Here is a 19710-nt window from a genome sequence, read left to right as displayed (position 1 = left end):
ATCCTCATTGTTTTTTCAAGCTAATTTCTTAGCCATCGCTTTTCGGAATTCATATACTATTAGAAACATAGAACACCAAAGTGGGTTCATATTGGTTTTTAGTCCTTTCCCTTTAGAAAACCGGATAATTTGCCTAGCATAAAAACCACCTTCAGCAGCATCTTCGAATTGTTTTAATCCAGTGCGGAGTACCAGGTTTTCAAGACATGGTAATTCTCCAACTAAAAATTTAGATATATCCTCTCGATTGGTAATAAAAGGACGAGCCATCCCTATCAAATCAACCTCTCCCTTTGCTAACACTTCATTACAAAAATCATAAGATCTAAAACCACCTGTAATCATTAGAGGCAACTTACTAACAACTCTGATTTTCTTAGCAAAATCGATAAAATATGCCTCTCTCTGTTTCGTGCTTTCTTTAAGATCAGAATCCTCTTCATTCATTATAAAAAAAGCTAGTTTTTCATAAGTCCCTCCTGATATCTCGAGCAAATCGATCTTTTCCTTGTCTAACATCTTTATCACTTCCAGTGATTCTTCTTCGGTAAATCCTCCTCTCTGAAAATCCGCTGAATTCAATTTAACAGATATCGGAAAATCAGTTCCAACAACTTTTCTAACATCTCTGATAATCGTGAGTAATAAACGGCTACGATTCTCTATATTACCACCCCAATGATCAGATCTTATATTAGTATTGGGTGATAAAAATTGACTTAATAGATATCCGTGAGCCGAATGAATTTGAACCCCAGTAAAACCAGCTTCTTTGGCTAGTTTAGCAGCAGTAACAAAACGTTGGATCACGTCTAGGATATCCTCTTCTGTCATTGCTTTCGGTTTACCAAAAAGCCCTAATTTCTTTAACTGCACCTCAGAAGGTGCTAAGGGTCTACTCGTTCCAAATCTATTCGTTTGTCTTCCGGAATGAGAAATCTGAACCCATATATGATTTCCATGTTTTTTACCCGCTTTGGCCCATGATTTTAGTTTTGGCAGCATCCTTCTATCATCAAAACACACATTTCCTGCTGACTCGACATGTTTTCGATCCAGTACAACATTACCTGTTATTAATAAGCCTGCACCTGTTTTGGACCAATCAGCATACAATTGTTCATGCCCCTTAGTTGGTTCAAACTTATTATTACTAATGCGCTCCGTCATAGCAGATTTCACTAATCTATTATTTAATATCGCACCGCAGGGGAGTTTTAAAGTTGTACTAATCATATAAAAACAGTTCAATTACAATAATACGGAATCAGAAATTGACTTGCAAAACCAAAAAACATTGGCCATAACTATATTTGTAAGGAGTGGCACAAACTTTGGACTAAACCCAAGTATTTAACGAATATTTAATAGAATTTTCGTTATTTGAAAACAAAAAAGTAATTAAAAGTTGAACACAATTAGCCATTTGTAAAAATCGATACATCTGGATGGATTAAAAAAGATTAAAAAAAATGAAGACCCCTAAAATAATTATATTAGTATTATTGGTATTTATCTCTTTTCAGACAAAAGCTCAGGAAAAACTTGACCATGCTGTTTGGGATCAAATTTTATTGATCAATGTTTCTGAAGACGGAAAAGTAGATTACAAAGGATTTATGAGAGATAGTGCTCAACTATATGAATATTTCACTTACCTCTCGGACAATCCTCCAGCCGCAACATGGAGTAAAGAAGAAACATTAGCGTACTGGATCAATGCTTATAATGCGTACACTATAAAGTTAATTATAGATAATTATCCTTTAAAGAGCATCAAAGACATTAAAGATCCTTGGCATAGACAATTTTTCAAAATCAATGGTGTTTTGCATAGTTTAAATGAATTAGAGCATAAAATTCTTAGAAAGCTTGGCGATCCCAGAATTCATTTTGCTATTAATTGCGCTTCTTTCTCTTGCCCCATAGTTTGGAATAGAGCATTCACAGCCAGAAATGTAGATGATGCATTAGAAACGCTAACAAAGAATTTTATAAATGATCCAAAAAGAAATACGATAACTGAAGAAGTAGTTGAAGTCTCTAAAATCTTCAGTTGGTTTAAGAAAGATTTCAAAGTAGATGGAGAAGATGCTAAAGCTTTTATCAATAAATATTCTGAAGTTAAGATTGATAAACAGAAAAAGAAAGGATATAAAAAATACGATTGGAGTTTAAATGAGTAATTTTATATTCGCATAATACTAAGCTTTTGAAAATATCAATAATCATCCCTATTCTAAATGAAGCAGCTACAATTTGTAAGCTGCTTTCCCATTTAATACAAGCTGCAAGTGCAGCGGATACTATCGAAGAAATTATCATTGTAGATGGCGGAAGTGTGGACGAGTCTATAAAAACAGTACAGAATTTTTCGAACACACAAAGCACGTCTATTAGAGTAGTTTCTTCAGAAAAAGGGCGTGCTAAACAAATGAATGCCGGAGCTGCAAAAGCTTCTGGAGATATACTCTATTTCTTACACGCTGATTCTTTTCCTCCAAAGAACTATGACCGATATATTGTAGAAGAAGTTCATAAAGAAAACGAAGCAGGGTGTTTCAGAATGAAATTTGATTCTAATCATTGGTGGCTTCGTTTTCTCGGTTGGTTAACTCAATTCGACAGTAAACGATGTCGCGGCGGAGATCAAAGTCAGTTTATCACTGCATCATTATTCAAAGAAATAAATGGGTATGATGAAGCGTATGTGGTATATGAAGACAATGATTTAGTTGACCGACTTTTTGCAATAAATAAATTTGTTATCATCCCTAAATATGTGGTTACCTCTGCCAGACGTTACAGAGAAGTTGGAGTTTGGCGATTACAATATCATTTTCTTAATATACATATGAGAAGATGGTTAGGTGCTTCGTCAGAAGATTTGTATCGATATTATAAAGAAAAAGTTGTTTCTTAAATCTTCTTATATATCTTTAATGTAGTGGAAACGTTAGAGATACTTTTAATCATATTATTATGTATTGGTGCTATCCAAGGAATCATTTTTGGAGTCATTTTATGGCAAAAAAAAGGATTGCACTATATTGCTAATCGATTTCTAGCAACCATATTATTTTTCTTCTCCTACCGCCTGATTGTAGAAACCTTAAATATTTTTGGGCTGGGACGATATGATTTCTGGTATCATATCCTATTAGAATACAATTGGATTTATGGAACACTCATCTATTTTTTTGTAAAAAGTTATGTAAATCCAAAATTCAAGTTCATACAAAAAGATTGGATTCATTTCCTTCCTGTACTGATAGAATTTGTGTGGAGCTTTTTTATAAAAACACAAAATTTTTATTGGGATGGTACTCGCGAGAGTTTATCTTGGTTAGGATATTGGGGATATGTTGTATGGATGCATTATCCTACTATGTTTATCATTTCTGGAGCATTAATTATTTTTTATAGTAGCAAAGCTGAAAAAATACTTAGCAACACTATTGAGGTGGAAGGATATAAAATTCTTCCAGAAAAAATCAATTGGATTAAAAGAGTGGTACTGGTAATGAAAATATTCTCTATCCTTTATGTATTTGGAATATTAATCGACTTTTTCTTTTTCAATTTCGCTAGTAATTTTTTCTATGGTCATCCGGTATTTATAGGAATGGCAATTATTACCTATTGGTTAGGCCTAGAAGGGTTTGCCAGAAGAAAAGAAAGCGCATTCAAACAAATTGCCACCGTTTCTGATAAAGAAAAAGAGCAATTGCAAAATATTAGTAAAACTTTAGAAACTAAAATGAGGGAAGAACAACTCTTCAAAAATCCAGAGCTTACTCTAGGTTCTCTATCAGAATGCCTTTCTGTAAAACCCTATTTGCTTACTAAATGTCTAAATACGATCTATCAGAAAAAATTTAGTGATTACATAAACGAACTTCGTTTTGAAGAAGTAAAAAAGTTACTCAATAATCCTAAAAACGATAATCTTACCCTTCTTGCTTTAGCATATGAAGCAGGTTTTAATTCTAAAGCCTCTTTTAATAGAGCCGTAAAGAAAATTACAGGAAACCCTCCAAGCGCTCTAAAATAAAGACAATAAAGGTTTCAATTAAAAAATTGCAACGTCTACTTCTCTAAAAATTCGTCTCATTTAGCCAATTGAAACGATTCTTTTCTGTATTAGGTGAATATTTGTCTCAAACAAATTCTAAAAATCAGAAAAAATGAAACATCTCATGATCATAAAAAAAGCAAGCCTACTTATCCTTTTGATTACTTCTTTCTCAAGCTTTTCTCAAGAAAATAATAAAGATCTAAAATTACTAATTGGCGAATGGCAATTAGATATGAGTCCGCAAGATAAAACGGATACCAATTTCGCTATGATGCGCATAGATAAAATAGATGCTAATTCAGTACAGGGAACATTTTATCGAGAAGGGGTTGAAATAAAACAAGGAAAAGTTAATACCCAACGAGACGTTATTTATGTTGCCCTAATCTCTGGCGACAATAGCGGAAGTTATAATACTAGCTTTTATTACAAAGACGGAAAACTATATGGTTCTACACACGCCGTTGACAGAGGGTTTTTAGCAGTTTGGATCGCTGAAAAAATAAAATAATAAGAATATGAGAACAGTAATTTTACTAGTAATAGCATTCACCTTAAACTCATTGACTGCACAGATAAAGTATGGAACTCCTATAAACGATCAATTACCCGAAAAACTAAAAAGCGTACGCAAAGCAATTGAAGTAAACAACTTTCCCAAAACCATTGATCCTATTAAGATTGGTGATCGATATTATTGGAAACACAATACAGCAATTCTGTGCAAAGAAAGTGAGATCAAAATTATTGAGTACGGAGCCTATCTTTTTTATAATGACACCTGGAATCTTAGGAAATCATATTCATTAAAAGAATTGAACAAAAACTTCGGAACCAAAAAAGAAATTATGAAACAGTCTGAACCATATACTTGGTCACAAAATTGGCGTACAGATAGTTCGCTTTTTGGAGGATGGGCTATGTGGTATTTCATTGGTATTACAAAAGAAGGAGAAACTGTATGCGGCTATGAAAAAATTGAAACTACAGATACACTTCTAAATTAAAAAATCCCTAAAATGAAAACAATACAAATACTATTAATTACTCTTTGTCTACACATCGGATTACAAAAAGCATATACACAGAATTTTGAGTTGGATACCAGAAAATCTGAACTATTCTGGACAGGCAAAGCAGCATTTAGTTCTTATTCCTTAAAAGGAACTATAGCACCAAAAAAAGGTATCATCTCTATATCCAATACTACGATCATGGCTTTAAACATCGTAATTGATATGAAAAGTCTGGATCATGAAAACAACGATCTTAAAAATCATCTAAAAAATGAAGATTTTTTTGAAGTAAAGACCTTTCCAAAAGCAACATTTTTAATAAACAATGTTATAGAAATCAGTAATAAGAAAGCTATCTTACTTGGAGCGCTTACCATTAAAGGAAAAACGAATACAGAAAATATTACTGTACGTATAGAGCAAGCTGAATCTGGAATCACTCTTAAATTCAATCATACTATCGATCGAACCAAATATGGAGTTAACCATAACTCACCTAGTATTTTTAAACGTATGAAAGAAAATGCAATTGCAGATGAATTTACACTAGAAGGTACATTAATATTTGTCAAGTAAAACATAGTTGACGGGAAATCACTGTTTTTAACAAACATCATTATTTACTATCACTTACTTTTTTAGGTTTCGTTTATCACGAAAGTAGTACATCAAGTATTTTATAAACATCCCTAAACACAGAAACAGGGTATTAATGGATATTATTTATCTCTTCTGTGATTCTTAAAAGTATACGATAGGTAGATTTTTTAGAAAAAAGTGATTTCTATTTCACAGCTCACTCTTACTTACTTTTCCTGAAACATTTATAATTGTTCTCACTTTTCTCCAGAGATTCCGAGACACTATTGCGTTTTCGTCAATCTCTCCTAGAAGATGTTCCAAATTTAATTTTTTGACTCTATCTTGATGTTGTATGCTTAGCATACCATCATCTGATAATATTGACATATCCCATTTTTCGAAAGTGCGGTAAGGTTTCGATCCACTCCACATAGTGATCACATCCGTATGCCTTTCATCTTCTTTTATTTTATCATATAACGGTAAAACTTCCTTTTTAGGTCCTTCAATTAATTGAAAAAATACATTTTTATAATAAATCAGACTTCCTGTAATATTATTTTTTTTATTGTTTATTCTTGAAACATCTATTATCTGTTGTACATCCGATTCATTTAATTTATCACTTGCTATCGATCGATAACTTACTTCATACATTAAAGTATCCTTGTAGAACGAGTCTTTATATTTACTAGGAAGAATACCGAACCTTTTATAAAATAAATTTGAAAAATGACTTCTACTAGAATAACCAACCATATAGCATATTTCAGAAACACTCTTGTTCGTTTTATAGATAAGCTCTTTTGCAACTTCCATCCTAACATTGCTTACATATTCATTAACAGAATAACCATATAAAAATCGAACGCCGGCTTGGAGTTTTCTTGGAGAAAAACCTAAATATTTACTAAGAACTGAAATTGTTAATTTATCGTCGATATTATCTCTTATGTAATCACCGAGTTCTGTAATTTTTGATAATTCTGATTTTGTAAGCTTGGGCTGAAAATTATCAGTTTGATGATCTAAATCGTGTGCTTCAATTTGTGCAGCAAGTAAATTTGTTATAGCGCCCTCAGTTAAAAGTCGGCCTACTAAATCAATTCTTGTATTCTTTATAATAATTTCTGCAAATGTACCGGTATGTGCATCAATATCTCCAAAATAGCGATATGGCCGTTCACCTGAAATTTGTAGAAATATTTCTTTTAGGTTCTGTTCCAGTCTCTTCCTCGTGTTGTGGCTAGAGCCCTTCAATAATGACGGTGTTAGAATTAAATAACAACTTTCAAATTTGATACCACTACTCATCTTAAATTCAGAACTAGTGCCAGGTTCGCTAATAAGTATGAAGTTTTGCCCTTGTCTTATTTTATGATACTCTGTCTCGTCAGCGAATTTCTGCATTTGAAATCCCGAAACATGATACCCAAAATAATAAGGTCTATCAGACGAAAACTTTAAATCGATAACTAGTTCAGAATTAAATGTAATATTATAAACCCAGGCAGTAAGGCCAGGAAAAAGCTCATATAAAGATATACTACCTTCTCCATGTTTATTATTCAAAATAAGAGTAGCCGCCCCAAGACTTTCTTCTAAATTAGCATCAAAATAAACAGCAAACTGTTGTAACATCTCCAGTGGGCTTTTCTCTTCTAATCCTAACATATAACTTTAAAATTTAAATATTTTGTTTTTTTAAATTCACTTACAAAATTAAGGAAAATTACAGGTACTCAAAAAAATTAAGCTAATTCTTCGTGCTAATAGTTATACCAAAGCTCTAAGCTTAATCACTAGTAAAATAAACTTTTGTATAAGTCAATGAATATGTAATAATAGGTTTTAACATAAACATAGGTTCTCGGGTTATAACATTCTTATCAAGTTTACTGTTCTAATAGTGCCAACATATCAGGATTTTTAAGCTGTTTTTTTTCTATAGCTAGGGCTTTATCGTTACCTTCTTTAAGGTAGCAATAGCATTTTATAAAATGTACTAGCTCTGATGTATAATCCTCGGGAGTTTTTTGGTTTAGTTTTTTAAGAACACTTTTACTTTTGCCAGCGATAGCTTTATTGAGTAACTTATATAATTGAACCTTGTCTAATAGCTCCTCATTTTTGCTTTTTTTTAGAATCACCTTGAATTGCTGATTACTTTGTTTTATGAATACGCTTTTGATCAAAGCATTGGACGTATCCATAGCAAGATTCTGATACGCTACTCCAAGCTTAAGATGCGCCACACTACTTTTTCGATTCTGAATCATAGGGATCATAGCTGTATATACGTTTTCTAAATCGAGATTTGGGATCTTTTTAAACCAGTTTATATACTCATCTGTATGTCTGTATCCTGTTTTTCTATCGATGACCGCTTTATTAGGATCCATTATTAAAACCGTAGGAAGCGATTTTATATTAAAGTATTTGGCGAACTCTCTTTTTCTATCAAAATTTACTTTTACAAATACGAAATTATCTTTTATAGAATTAATCGCTGTTGTTTGCCATAGCTTGTCATCCATTCTTTTACAGGGACCACACCAACTGGCCCAAAAATCAACTACCATCCACTTTTTTTGCTCTATGGCAATCGCACGCCCCAGCTCAAAGTCATGAATCCATTGCACCTGGGCTATTGTCGTTGTGGTGTGCAGTAGCATTACGAATATGACACTATACTTTAATTTCTTTATGTTTTTCATTGTTTTAAAATCATAGTAGTGCCAACCTTATTTTATAGAGGCTGGCTTTACTATATTAATTAATATTTTAGTGATATAATCTCACCGTCCTTGCAAATCTACTGAATCTAGAAATCAAACCATTCTTATTTTATCATCTCATCTCATCTATGTATAGGGCTTACCCCATTCCGCACCCCCTTTTAGCCCTCAAAAAGGTAATTCGAAGAATTAAAATACTTCTTAGAAGAAGTATATCAACGAATATTTTGGTATTGGCAATGCATCCTAGGGGTATCATAAAGGCTATAAGCCTTGTTTTCGAGGCTGCTTGGCCAAATTTTAGGGGTTCTGATCCAAAAAATGACAGCTCGAAGAACCTTTTTAACCCTTCGAAAGACCTCAGTAACGCTTCCGGGAATCTCTGAAATAGCTAGAAGGTGTAATCTAGGGGAGCAATGTCGTTCAAGATTTGTTTGATACCATCTAGGTACTGGTCTAGCTGTGTTAATTCTTCTTCTGTAAAGCTTATGCTTATTAGATTCTCTAATGCCATACTTCTAATTTTTTATGATTACTATTCTTATAAGTGTTCGACTCTCTAAAGAGCCACCATAAGAATGTGTAAGGAAGTATGAAATTGTTACCTTGGATTTTAAAGTTTTTTTAAACATTCTACTATTATTACTGCTAGCTATAATGCTCCGCTTTAGAAAAAAACCAATCGGAGCTATATTTTATGCAAGTTCTGGAACCAAAAAGAAAAATCATTAGAGAAATGATAACTAACACTAAAAAAGCAACAAATTCCCCATTTTTTCGTTAATAATCGTATAGACAGAAACCTCAAATGTCTATAAATGTTTGGGGAAATATGATTCTTAAAACCTTAATTATGTTAAAAAGCATTTTAAATCTAAAAGACGCACAGACTCTTAGTAAAGAAGAACAAAGATCTGTAAATGGTGGTAGTAACAAAGCTAGTTGTCCTATCTACACTCCGAGAGAATGTCAATCGTGTGGCGGGTATTCATTACCAAATGGATGTTGTTTAGGTACACAAGCAACTCATCTTTGTCTTACCGGAGGAGGTATTGAATAATAATGAAACAAGGATCTAGTTTATCAACTAGATCCTTGTTCTATTTTGTAGCTATTATTTAACTCCATTTTTTTTCAGGAAAAATCTAATTTTCTTGATAATCGATTTACTTTCTTCCTCTAAAGCAAAATGCCCAGTATCATAAATATTATAATCAATATTTTTTACATCCTTTTTAAAAGCTTCTGCCCCACTTTCTGGAAAGAAGGCATCGTTTTTACCCCAAACAATTAATAGTGGAGGTTGGTTGTCTCTAAAATACTTTTGCCATTTCGGATATAACTTTATGTTGTTTTGATAATCATAAAACAGATCTAAGTTGACTTTATGAGCATTCGGTCTTGACATTCGTAAGTAATCCAAATGCCAAGTATCTGGATTCACATTTTCTGGATTTCTGGTACCGTGAGTATATTGCCATTTTAATCCTTCTATAGAAAACACAGGTAACAAAGCCTTCTCAGTTTCTGGAGATCTATTTGCCCAAAATGCTTTAACATCCTTCCAGGCAGGTCCTAAACCTTCTTTATAGGCATTTCCATTTTGATTTATAATAGCGGTTACTCTTTCTGGATACTTAGTCGCAATTCTTAAACCTATTGGAGCACCATAATCTTGAATCATTAATGCATAGGACCTAATTTTTAACTTTTCCAAGAAAACCTCAATAGTATTAGCTAAGTTATCAAAAGTATACTCGTAAGACGTAGCACTTGGAAAATCACTATTCCCAAAACCAGGATAATCCGGTGCAATTAAGTAAAACTCATCGGATAATGCATTCAATACTTTACGGTATTGATGAGATGAAGAAGGAAATCCATGTAATAATACAATCGCCGGATTTTTAGGATTACCAGCCTCTCTATAGGCAACATCTATTCCTTGTATATTGATTTTTTTATATTTAACCGCATGCTCTATAGTAGTTTCGTAATTATTCTTAAGGGGTAAACCATGCGCTAAGACACTTGTGGTAAGAGTAATCACAAGCAATACTATAAAACGCTTTGTCTTTTGATTTTTCATCTTTATGTATGTATTTAAATTAGATTATAATTTTCTTTCTGTCTCTGATATTTCTAAATCGTTAATACTGGCATATCTTTTTTCCATAAAACCATTCTCATCAAACTCCCAATTTTCATTACCGTATGCTCTGTACCATTGATTGTTTTTATTTTGATATTCATACTCAAATCGCACTGCAATCCTATTATCTTGATATGCCCATAATTCTTTTCTAAGTTTATAATTGAGTTCTTTTTTCCATTTATCTCTGAGAAATTCCTGTACTTCTTCTTGTCCATTGATAAATTGATTTCGATTACGCCATTCGGTTTCTAAACTATAAGCCGTTGATATAGCTATTGGATCTTTACTGTTCCAGGCATCTTCTGCCATCTGAACTTTTTGTTTTGCCGTTTCTTCTGTAAAAGGTGGCAAAGGGAATTTTTTTTTCATTATTAAAATTTATTACCGAACGTTCGGTAAATTATTATTGTAAAAAAATATTATGCTTTATACTTAAGTTTTATATCTTCTAAAGTATCCAAAAACAAGCTGTTATCAGACATTGCATTAGCTACTACAAGACTTCCTTGTATACTTATTAAACCCTGTTTTGCAATTCTCGTTGATTGATCTCTACTAAGTCCGAACTCTAATCCAAATTCTGTGAAATTTCTTATCCATCTATCCATCTCTTCTTTTATTTGATCTCCAAATATTTCCATTCCAGATTCCATTGATAAGGATCTAAGCACACAAGTTTCTTTTCCATCACCGTATAATTCCTTTATTCTGGTTAAAGTCGTTTCCAACCTTTCCTCTTTCAAAACTTTTTTATCCATCAGTAACTCATACAGATTCTTATGCAACCAATCCGAAGAATACGATAAGACTGCAAGGCCAATTCCCTTTTTTCCATCGGGAAATCTATGATACAAACTTGCTTTTTTTAAACCGGCACCTTCTGCCAATTCGTTTAGACTAGCTCCTTCATAACCTTTAGATCTAAAAACCTGATTAAGGCCCTCCATCAACCGTTTATCTTCTACTTTTACTGGTCTCATAACACCACAAATATATAGGTAATTAGTTTTTTACCAAACGTTCGGTAACTAATTAACTTGTTTTTAACAAAAACCTAATTTTTGATTATTAGAAATATTGCCCTATTCCAAACACAAATCCATTGGTAGCGTCCTCTGTGACACCATACCCATAATCGATTCTAAAAATCGCATTAAAAATACGTTTGTGCATAAAACGTAATCCTACACCTGGATATATTCTGAAGTTTTGTGTATCGCCAAAATCACCAAAATCCCCTCCAGGATTTCGCCAGCTACCTCCATCTACAAAAACATTACTCTGCAATACGAACCAATCTTTGTCGTACAATGTATGCCTGTATTCTGTATTGATTACGATTACTCCGGTTCCTCTGTCAATTGTATTTCCAACCCCTCTAATATTAAGGTTGTTATCCACTGCAAAGGGAGCAAAGGGAGAGTCATCATTAGTTGCTAATCCAAGACGTAATCGTGATGCCCAATTGCCTTTTTTTCCTACTCTGTGATAATATAAAAAATCATTCCAGCCGATTAAAAAATCAGGTAAAACATTTTCGGTACTAATTACATATTGAAAATTAGCAACACTCTTAAATCCAGAGACATACTGAAAATCATAATCAAGATTATTATACTCGTAGATTAGTTTGTATAGTAATTTATTAACATCAAAATCTAAAGGCACACCTGGACCTGTTGCTCCTCTTTTATAACTATAATCTTCATTAAAGTAATTTACTCCCAACTCTACTCGATTCTGAAAATTAAACTCATACAATCCCAATAATTCATAAGATGTATTATTGTATCTATAATCCGCAGTACCAGTATCCAAAAAAACAGGTTCCTGAGTGGTAAGATTTTGATAATTAAAAGCTAGGCCAATTTTACTACTAAACAAATAGGGAGCTCTTAGATTAACCCCAAAGGAACTATATATATCATCCTGATAAAATCCTCCGAAAGTAATATTTTGACCAAAGAGATTAAATTCATATAAACCAACTCTAAAGGCAAACTCGTCATCATTAGTCGTATACACATTCGCACTAGGAATGATAGTAAAATTTTCTTCTATGGTATAAAAAACATTATACTCTCCTTCTTTTTGTGCTTCGAAAACCTGATAATACGCATGAGCGACTGATGGCAATCTTTTAATTCTTTTAATATCTTCTTCGATTGCAATCGAATCCAGAGTTGCTCCTGCTTTTACTTTTGCAATTTTTTTTATGAAAGATGCCTTTGTTTTTTTATTCCCTTGTACTTTGAGATCAACAATCTTTAATTCTTGTGCATAATTGACAAAGCAAAAAAATAGTGTGGTTAATAAAATGACCCTTTTCATAGCGCTAAGGTGTAAAGTTTTTTTCAATAAGTAAATTCACCCAATTATCTTCACTTACTCCCATTAAAGTAAAATTGTAAGAGTTCATCGGATCTAGTGGTGGTGGTATTCCTTGTGTAATATTTAAAACTACATTTTCTAGTTTATAATACTGAAACTGTTTTTGAAAAGTATACGTTCCAGAAAGTAATTCATTATTGGTGTTAGAAATTACCTGGAAATATATGTTATTATCATCAAAAAATCCATCATTCCAGCTAAAAGAGGGCATAGCCTCTGCACCTGTAGTAATAGTCAATTCATCAGTAAATTCAGTGGGTTTTGTAATATGCTTTAATCTAATCGGATTAGACAAGTGTAATTTACTTTCTTCAAAAAAGGTAATGATTACCCATTTTTCTTCAGTAGTACTTCTGGTAAATTTTTTGAGATATCCGCTAAAAAAATCCGAAGATTCTATGTCGATATGCATATAGTTTTTATAATTATCCTTATCCACATCAATTCTAGAAGTCTCATAATATCGTATATCTGTTGCACCGGGCCTTGGATATACATAAGTAATAACAGTGTTTTGATCTGATTTAGATGCTGATGCACAAGCAATCACATTATCAATTTCTATTTCATTAGCATTTACTAATGAAGCTAAAGAATTCTCCAATTGTATAGTATTCTCACCATTGTCACACGCATATAAGATGCAACATAACACGAGTACTATATAATTGGTTTTAGTCATCTTTATATAATGATTGTATTAGCTTTTCTGCTGGTTTATTCTGTATGGTAAATCTATTATTATCTTCACCTCCTACCTCATCATGATTATGATACCATTTCCAAAGAAATCCTCCAGCAAACCAAGGTTCTTTCCAAAATTCTTCATATAATGCTGTTAAAGCATTACTTTGCGCCAATAGATCCACATTTCCATGTATTCTATTAGAATCCCAAGGTTCTTTTCCTGTATAATGAACACTTCTATATCCGTATTCTGTAAATAAAACCGGTTTTACTATAGTTTCCTGTAATGTCTCTATTTTACTTTTGTGCTGCTGCCATCCTTCTCTCAACTCTTCTATAGTTGGTGTTTTACTATCAGAAACCGGAAAATATGCATCTACACCTATATAATCTAGCTGATTCCAGAACGGAACATTAGCAAACTGATCCCAATTCTCCGCATACGTCAACTTTCCTTTATATACTGATCTTATCTTCTTTATGAGTTGCCTCCAGTAAGTAGGTCTTTTTTGCACAAAAGTGTGCAATTCAGTTCCAATACATAAAACAGGAACTTTCATTTCTTGGCCTAATCGAGCATATAACATTATGAAATCTTCATAAGAATTCTCGAAAGTGTTCCAGTCTTCTTCAGAATCCATAGAAATATTACCCGTAAACTCTCCTTTCCAAACCCAAATCTGAGGTTTCAACATTACTTTGATCCTCTTTTGATTTAGTAACTCTATAGTTTGTTTTGCTCCATCTGCCCGTTCTCCCCACCATTGTCTTTCTATATTAAAAACAACCGAAGGTTCTTTTAAATTTTTAACAAAACCAAAGGGCATTACCGCTGCCCAATTAGCCTTTACATTTACAACCGGATCTATATTGGTTTCGCTTATCTCTTTAGGTGATGCTACAAAACTAATTCCGTTAATTTTAGATTTTTGACCAGAACAACCGCAACAGATTAAACTAATCAGCAGTATAAAAAATCTTTTCATATATATCTTTTATACCGCTGAAAATACAATTTATATTCTTTTTTCTTAAAACAATGCTCTTAAACCTAAGCTAAATGTTTGTCCTAATCCTTGAAAATTATCTCCTCTAACAAATTTTCCAAAAGAAGCCTCTATATTAAGAACTTTTGTTAACTGATATTTACCTCCAAATCCTAATTGCGTACCATTTTGAGAAAAGTTATCCTGTCCTGGTCCTTGGGGATTATCAATTCCTATTAAGAAAGCTTGTTGAGCATTTACGAAAACTGTAGATTTTGATGTCGGAAAGTAACTCAAGAAAGCACTTATTGGCAAGAACAAACTATTACCCGCGAACCTTTCTGATGAATTTTCATCTGGTGCTACATTTTCCCTATTATCTCCAAAATTGAATTTAAAATCTACTTCCGTAAACAATTGCCACTTATTTCCACCAAAAGTTCTGTCATAGAAAAACTTGGTTTCCCAAGCAAAACTTCGCTGATCCAAAAACGAATCCACATTATCAGCTACCGTATCAGGAGCATCTTCAAAAACTGGAATAATCAATGATGTCGTAAAAGAGAATGTTGCTAAACTTCTGAATGGCTGTATTCTTACTGCAGGGGCAATTGTAGTTAAACCAGATCTTCTATCATTACCGTTATCCTGGAAAGAAAAAACGTCCAAAGCACCTTGACCTGCTAATGAATTAGACCTTACCTGAAAAATGGCTCCTACATTTACTCTAGAATTTTTGCTAACCCCGGTAAATATTTCTGTAGTATTGGTAAAGAATGTTTGCCTATCTATTGTTACTGATTTAGATCCTGCGTCAGTTCGTTCGGTTTGAGTATAAATACTATTAAAAAACTTAATATCCCATTGTCCCTTTTTCAATAGTTTTGACGGTGTAAATTCTTGTATATTAGACACTCCAGAATCATCATCCTGAGCAAATCCAAAAGTGATTGCTAGGCATATAAAAAGTGTAGTTATAAGGTTTTTAGTAGATTTCATGTTATTAAAAGATTATATGATTAGAACAATTTAGATGATCAACACCCTAAATTGTTAATGATTTGATTTTTATTATTTGATACTATTTAGACTCCAATTGTATGGGTAATAAGATACTTTTGCATTCGTCGGAATTTTTTCCTTTCTAAACTGATTTACATAGTCTATTTCTGAACCATTTTGGGTAAAATCGCCTTTGTACCATTCGAATATCTTAGAAAGCTGCACTTTTTTTCCTTTAACTTTTATGAAATTAGGGTTATTTAATGCTATCGTTGTCTGGCGTTGCAGTTGTTTTTCTAATAATGAAGGAGTGTAAGCTTCAGAAATTATTGGAGGACATCCTAATCCAGCACACACTAATGCGAAATGAAAACGAGCTTCGGTTGGGAAGTTTTTTCTTAATATTTTATTCTCAAGATCATTCAAGGTTGTCGTTTTACCTCCTAAAGTATATTTGGTTTTATCGAAAAAGCCCTTGATATCTAGTGGAGACTTTGTTGGATAATTATCAACAATTCCTTTTATCACAGACAAATTATATCCATTTATAAAGAACGCCTGAAAAGTTTTGGAGTCATTTTTAGAAACACTCGCACCAGCAGCTATATCTAATAATTCATTTAATGTAGTTGGGTCATTTTTGATGGACTTATAATCAACTTTTCCTTTAGTTACATGCTTTTTGAAAAAAGCATCTGACTTAGTAAAAAAATCGGCTGTGTTTTGTGCAGAACCAATAGTGACCGTAAGAAAAGTCAATAAGAAAATTATTTTTTTCATGAGTTAATGTTTTTATAAACTTCATTCAATGAAGCTGTTTTTTATATGAGTTAATTTCATTTAAGTTTACCTTGGCAACTGGCATTGAGTCGAAGGGCATACCTGCTACTTACAAATTATTTTGAATTTGTTTAAAAGATATTTTTATTCTTTTCGAAAAGAAATCACTGTTCGATTTCGATAGTAAAACTTACAGAAGCACAGCTTTTTAGATTAATTCTAAATTATTAATTCTCTTTAAGTTCTTATATTTATGAACGACTGACAGACGTAAGTTTTATTTTTTTAAGCTAAAAATCGAATTCAACTAACACAAATCTTTATGGAACATATTGTAATTATCGGCAACGGAATTTCTGGTGTTACTGCTGCGAGGCATATCCGGAAAATGTCTGATAAAAAAATTACCCTTGTATCTGCCGAAACAGATTATTTCTTTTCTCGTACAGCATTAATGTATGTCTATATGGGGCATATGAAATTTGAACACACCCAACCCTATGAGAATTGGTTCTGGAAAAAAAATCGAATTGAATTGAAAAAAGGGTATGTTTCTAAAGTAGATCACCAAAAAAGTCAGTTAATTTTCGATAGCGGAGAAAATCTGAAATATGACAAACTTATTATTGCCACAGGCTCAAAACCAAACAAGTTTGGGTGGCCAGGTCAGGACTTAGATGGTGTAATGGGAATGTATCACAAACAAGATCTTGAAAATCTTGAAAAATATGCCCCTACTAATAAGGTTTGTAAAAGAGCAGTAATTGTGGGAGGTGGATTAATAGGTATAGAATTAGCAGAAATGCTAAACTCCCGAGGTATTCCTGTTACTTTTTTAGTAAGAGAAGATAGTTTCTGGAATGGCGTTCTTCCTCCTGGAGAAAGTGGAATGATTAATAGACATATAAAGAATCATCATATTGATCTTCGTTTAGGGATGAATCTAAAGGAAATTATTGCTGACGATAACGGAAAGGTTAAAGCAGCAGTAATTCAGGAAACTGGAGAAGTCATTGATTGTGATGTTGTAGGTCTAACCGCTGGTGTATCTCCAAATGTAAATTTCTTAAAAGATTCTGGCATTGAACTGGGAAGAGGTATCAAAGTAAATCGCTTTCTAGAAACAAACATTCCTAATATTTATGCGATTGGAGATTGTGCAGAACAACACGAAGCTATAGGAAACAGAAGACCTATCGAAGCTGTTTGGTATACGGGCAGAATGATGGGCGAAACAGTTGCGCAGACTATATGCGGAAATAAATTAGAGTATAAGCCGGGGCATTGGTTTAATAGTGCTAAGTTTCTAGATATCGAGTATCAGACCTATGGATGGGTGTTTGGAAAACCTAAAGAATACGAAGCACAATTTCATTGGATACACAAAGATGATACAAAATGTATTACCGTTTCTTACCATAAAGAAACTCGAGAATTTCTTGGTATAAATACTTTTGGAATACGAATGCGTCATGAAACATTTGACAAGTGGCTAACAGAGAAAAAAGATGTAGACTATGTTATGGAGCATCTGGCAGAAGCCAATTTCGATCCTGAATTTTTTAAACATTTCGAAAAAGATATTTTAAATGCTTTTCAAAAGCAACAAACAATAAACGCATAAATCATGGCAGTAGAAAGAAATATGGCATTAACAGGACAACCTCCTAAAAGCCTAAACACAATTCAAAAAATTGGTGTTCTTATCGGGATATCGGGATTATTAGTATTACTATTAGCAGCTTTTAATTTAAACTTACCTAACAAAGGACTTTGGCTTACAATGTCTTTATCAGCCTTAATAACAGGTATTATCATTTTTTCAAAAGGATCTTATGACAAAAAATTAGAAGGAATAAAAAATGATGGAGTCTGGTTTAAATCTATGTCATCAAGAGGAGTGCTTGCCTGGATAGCAGGAGTTGCTCTCACAGGCTTTTATATCGTTTTATACTTTTTTGCCGAATTATTAGGATTAGGACAAGGAGTAGACGGAACCAATACAGGATTAGTAGGATTGTTTGATCCTTTAAGTCGTTTACTAAGTGGTAATCCAGCTAGCCAATGGTTTGTATATGGAACACTATATACTGTCGCCATAGTTGGTTTTGGGATAAAGTTTTTGATGAAATACAAACACAATCGCTACGAGCAATTACGTACTATGAGCGTTATGTTTTTTCAAACAGCATTCGCTTTTGTAATACCAGAATTAATGGCTCGTTTAAATTCTGACACTTTTTCTTTGCCTTATAATGATCTAAAGAATATGTGGCCTCTTAACTATTATGCATTTGAACAATGGCGAGTAGATCAATTCATCAATGCGCAAAATATTGGACTATTCTTTTTAATCCTTGCCGTATTAATGGTATTTGTAATTTCTCCGTGGTTAACTTATAAGTATGGAAAAAGATGGTATTGCTCTTGGGTTTGTGGTTGCGGAGGATTAGCTGAAACCGCTGGAGATTCTTTCCGCCAGTTGTCCGACAAGAGCGTGAAAGCTTGGAAACTTGAAAGATGGATGATAAATACAGTATTAGTATTCTCTGTAATTATGACCGTAGCTACGATCTCTACTTTCCTAGGGTATGATGCTACCAAATATTGGTTTACTAAAAATGTATTTCTGATTAGTGTCGGCGTGTTTTTAACATTACTTTTTACTGGTATTTTATATTTCAAAAGAGACCAACTTAATAACAGTGCTGTAAAAGGAGCTGTTGGTTTCTTTATTCTTACCATAGCTTTTCTTGTATTAATTGCTTTTGTGGATTTAAGTCAAATACAAATTCAAGCAAAATACTTTTCTTTTGGTTTAAACGACAAAAGTTATGCTGCTGATAGTGCTTTAAGAACATTTTATGGTTTTGGTATTGGATCTATCTTCTCAGGTGTTATTGGAACAGGTTTTTATCCGATTTTAGGTAACCGTGTTTGGTGCCGTATGGGATGTCCAATGGCGGGTATTATGGGAATACAACAAAAGTTATTTTCTAAATTTAGAATTACTACTAATGGAGGTCAATGTATTTCTTGTGGTAATTGCTCAACATATTGCGAGCAAGGTATCGATGTACGTGCTTATGCACAAAAAGGTGAAAACATTGTAAGATCTAGTTGTGTAGGTTGTGGAATTTGTTCTGCTGTATGCCCTAGAGGTGTATTAAAACTAGAAAACGATAGTTTAGACGGAAGAATCAATTCTAATGAGATTTTATTAGGAAATGATGTGGATTTAATGGATTTTGTAAATAACAAATAAACTCAATATAACTTGTGACGTCCTGAATAA

The 19710-nt window shown here is 32.9% G+C and carries 20 protein-coding genes; 9 read left to right on the top strand and 11 right to left on the bottom strand.

Annotated features, from left to right (window positions below):
- Nucleotides 1-15: 15 nt before the first annotated feature.
- Nucleotides 16-1236 carry an NADH:flavin oxidoreductase/NADH oxidase family protein gene (locus tag D1818_RS17090; protein ID WP_118460185.1) on the bottom strand — a complete coding sequence of 407 codons (1221 nt, stop codon included), beginning with the start codon at nt 1234-1236 and terminating at the stop codon, nt 16-18.
- A gap of 236 nt (nt 1237-1472) precedes the next feature.
- Between D1818_RS17090 and D1818_RS17085 the strand changes: the two genes are divergently transcribed.
- The 6 genes from D1818_RS17085 to D1818_RS17060 all read left to right on the top strand — a co-directional run bounded on the left by D1818_RS17085 (nt 1473) and on the right by D1818_RS17060 (nt 5670).
- A complete protein-coding gene (locus D1818_RS17085; RefSeq protein WP_118460184.1) occupies nt 1473-2186 on the top strand; it encodes a DUF547 domain-containing protein in 714 nt (237 codons plus the stop codon).
- Between the two features lie 26 nt (nt 2187-2212).
- Complete coding sequence (locus tag D1818_RS17080; RefSeq protein WP_118460183.1) at nt 2213-2923, top strand: TIGR04283 family arsenosugar biosynthesis glycosyltransferase; 711 nt, start codon at nt 2213-2215, stop codon at nt 2921-2923.
- A 24-nt stretch (nt 2924-2947) separates the two neighbouring features.
- Nucleotides 2948-4054 carry an AraC family transcriptional regulator gene (locus tag D1818_RS17075; RefSeq protein WP_118460182.1) on the top strand — a complete coding sequence of 369 codons (1107 nt, stop codon included), beginning with the start codon at nt 2948-2950 and terminating at the stop codon, nt 4052-4054.
- 133 nt (nt 4055-4187) lie between these two features.
- Nucleotides 4188-4589, top strand: a complete 402-nt coding sequence (locus tag D1818_RS17070; RefSeq protein WP_118460181.1) for a hypothetical protein — start codon at nt 4188-4190, stop codon at nt 4587-4589.
- A gap of 7 nt (nt 4590-4596) precedes the next feature.
- Nucleotides 4597-5085, top strand: coding sequence for a hypothetical protein (locus tag D1818_RS17065; RefSeq protein WP_118460180.1), 489 nt, complete (start codon nt 4597-4599; stop codon nt 5083-5085).
- 12 nt (nt 5086-5097) lie between these two features.
- On the top strand, nt 5098-5670 hold the full coding sequence (locus tag D1818_RS17060; protein ID WP_118460179.1) for a YceI family protein: 573 nt from the start codon (nt 5098-5100) through the stop codon (nt 5668-5670).
- Nucleotides 5671-5883: 213 nt separating this feature from the next.
- Here D1818_RS17060 and D1818_RS17055 read toward each other — a convergent pair whose 3' ends face one another.
- Together D1818_RS17055 and D1818_RS17050 are read right to left on the bottom strand one after the other, a co-directional pair.
- On the bottom strand, nt 5884-7350 hold the full coding sequence (locus D1818_RS17055) for a BLUF domain-containing protein (RefSeq protein WP_118460178.1): 1467 nt from the start codon (nt 7348-7350) through the stop codon (nt 5884-5886).
- Nucleotides 7351-7571: 221 nt separating this feature from the next.
- On the bottom strand, nt 7572-8393 hold the full coding sequence (locus D1818_RS17050) for a thioredoxin family protein (protein WP_118460177.1): 822 nt from the start codon (nt 8391-8393) through the stop codon (nt 7572-7574).
- Between the two features lie 874 nt (nt 8394-9267).
- On the opposite strand from D1818_RS17050, the gene D1818_RS17040 reads away from it, so the two are divergent.
- Complete coding sequence (locus tag D1818_RS17040; protein ID WP_147406161.1) at nt 9268-9474, top strand: hypothetical protein; 207 nt, start codon at nt 9268-9270, stop codon at nt 9472-9474.
- Between the two features lie 54 nt (nt 9475-9528).
- Here the strand turns inward: D1818_RS17040 and D1818_RS17035 are convergent, their stop codons facing one another.
- The 8 genes from D1818_RS17035 to D1818_RS17000 all read right to left on the bottom strand — a co-directional run bounded on the left by D1818_RS17035 (nt 9529) and on the right by D1818_RS17000 (nt 16415).
- Complete coding sequence (locus D1818_RS17035) at nt 9529-10503, bottom strand: alpha/beta fold hydrolase (RefSeq protein WP_118460174.1); 975 nt, start codon at nt 10501-10503, stop codon at nt 9529-9531.
- 24 nt (nt 10504-10527) lie between these two features.
- On the bottom strand, nt 10528-10938 hold the full coding sequence (locus D1818_RS17030; protein ID WP_199726284.1) for a nuclear transport factor 2 family protein: 411 nt from the start codon (nt 10936-10938) through the stop codon (nt 10528-10530).
- A gap of 50 nt (nt 10939-10988) precedes the next feature.
- Nucleotides 10989-11549 carry a TetR/AcrR family transcriptional regulator gene (locus D1818_RS17025; RefSeq protein WP_118460172.1) on the bottom strand — a complete coding sequence of 187 codons (561 nt, stop codon included), beginning with the start codon at nt 11547-11549 and terminating at the stop codon, nt 10989-10991.
- Nucleotides 11550-11637: 88 nt separating this feature from the next.
- The gene (locus D1818_RS17020; protein ID WP_118460171.1) at nt 11638-12900 is read right to left on the bottom strand and encodes a POTRA domain-containing protein; all 1263 of its coding nucleotides are present in this window, start codon (nt 12898-12900) and stop codon (nt 11638-11640) included.
- Nucleotides 12901-12904: 4 nt separating this feature from the next.
- Nucleotides 12905-13642 carry a hypothetical protein gene (locus D1818_RS17015; RefSeq protein WP_233558587.1) on the bottom strand — a complete coding sequence of 246 codons (738 nt, stop codon included), beginning with the start codon at nt 13640-13642 and terminating at the stop codon, nt 12905-12907.
- Nucleotides 13635-14633: a glycoside hydrolase gene (locus D1818_RS17010; protein ID WP_118460170.1), complete on the bottom strand. Its 999-nt coding sequence runs from the start codon at nt 14631-14633 to the stop codon at nt 13635-13637. The genes D1818_RS17015 and D1818_RS17010 overlap by 8 nt, the downstream gene beginning before the upstream one ends.
- A gap of 45 nt (nt 14634-14678) precedes the next feature.
- Complete coding sequence (locus D1818_RS17005; protein WP_118460169.1) at nt 14679-15632, bottom strand: hypothetical protein; 954 nt, start codon at nt 15630-15632, stop codon at nt 14679-14681.
- A 72-nt stretch (nt 15633-15704) separates the two neighbouring features.
- Nucleotides 15705-16415, bottom strand: a complete 711-nt coding sequence (locus D1818_RS17000) for a DUF547 domain-containing protein (RefSeq protein WP_118460168.1) — start codon at nt 16413-16415, stop codon at nt 15705-15707.
- Between the two features lie 322 nt (nt 16416-16737).
- Here D1818_RS17000 and D1818_RS16995 point away from each other — a divergent pair, with 322 nt between their 5' ends.
- Together D1818_RS16995 and D1818_RS16990 are read left to right on the top strand one after the other, a co-directional pair.
- Nucleotides 16738-18039 (top strand): NAD(P)/FAD-dependent oxidoreductase, encoded by a 1302-nt coding sequence (locus D1818_RS16995; protein WP_118460167.1) that lies wholly within the window; start codon nt 16738-16740, stop codon nt 18037-18039.
- Between the two features lie 3 nt (nt 18040-18042).
- Complete coding sequence (locus tag D1818_RS16990; protein WP_118460166.1) at nt 18043-19680, top strand: 4Fe-4S dicluster domain-containing protein; 1638 nt, start codon at nt 18043-18045, stop codon at nt 19678-19680.
- The last annotated feature ends 30 nt before the right edge of the window (nt 19681-19710 follow it).

This window comes from Aquimarina sp. BL5, from assembly GCF_003443675.1.
Taxonomy (GTDB): domain Bacteria; phylum Bacteroidota; class Bacteroidia; order Flavobacteriales; family Flavobacteriaceae; genus Aquimarina.
This window is presented reverse-complemented; position numbering and strand designations above follow the sequence as displayed.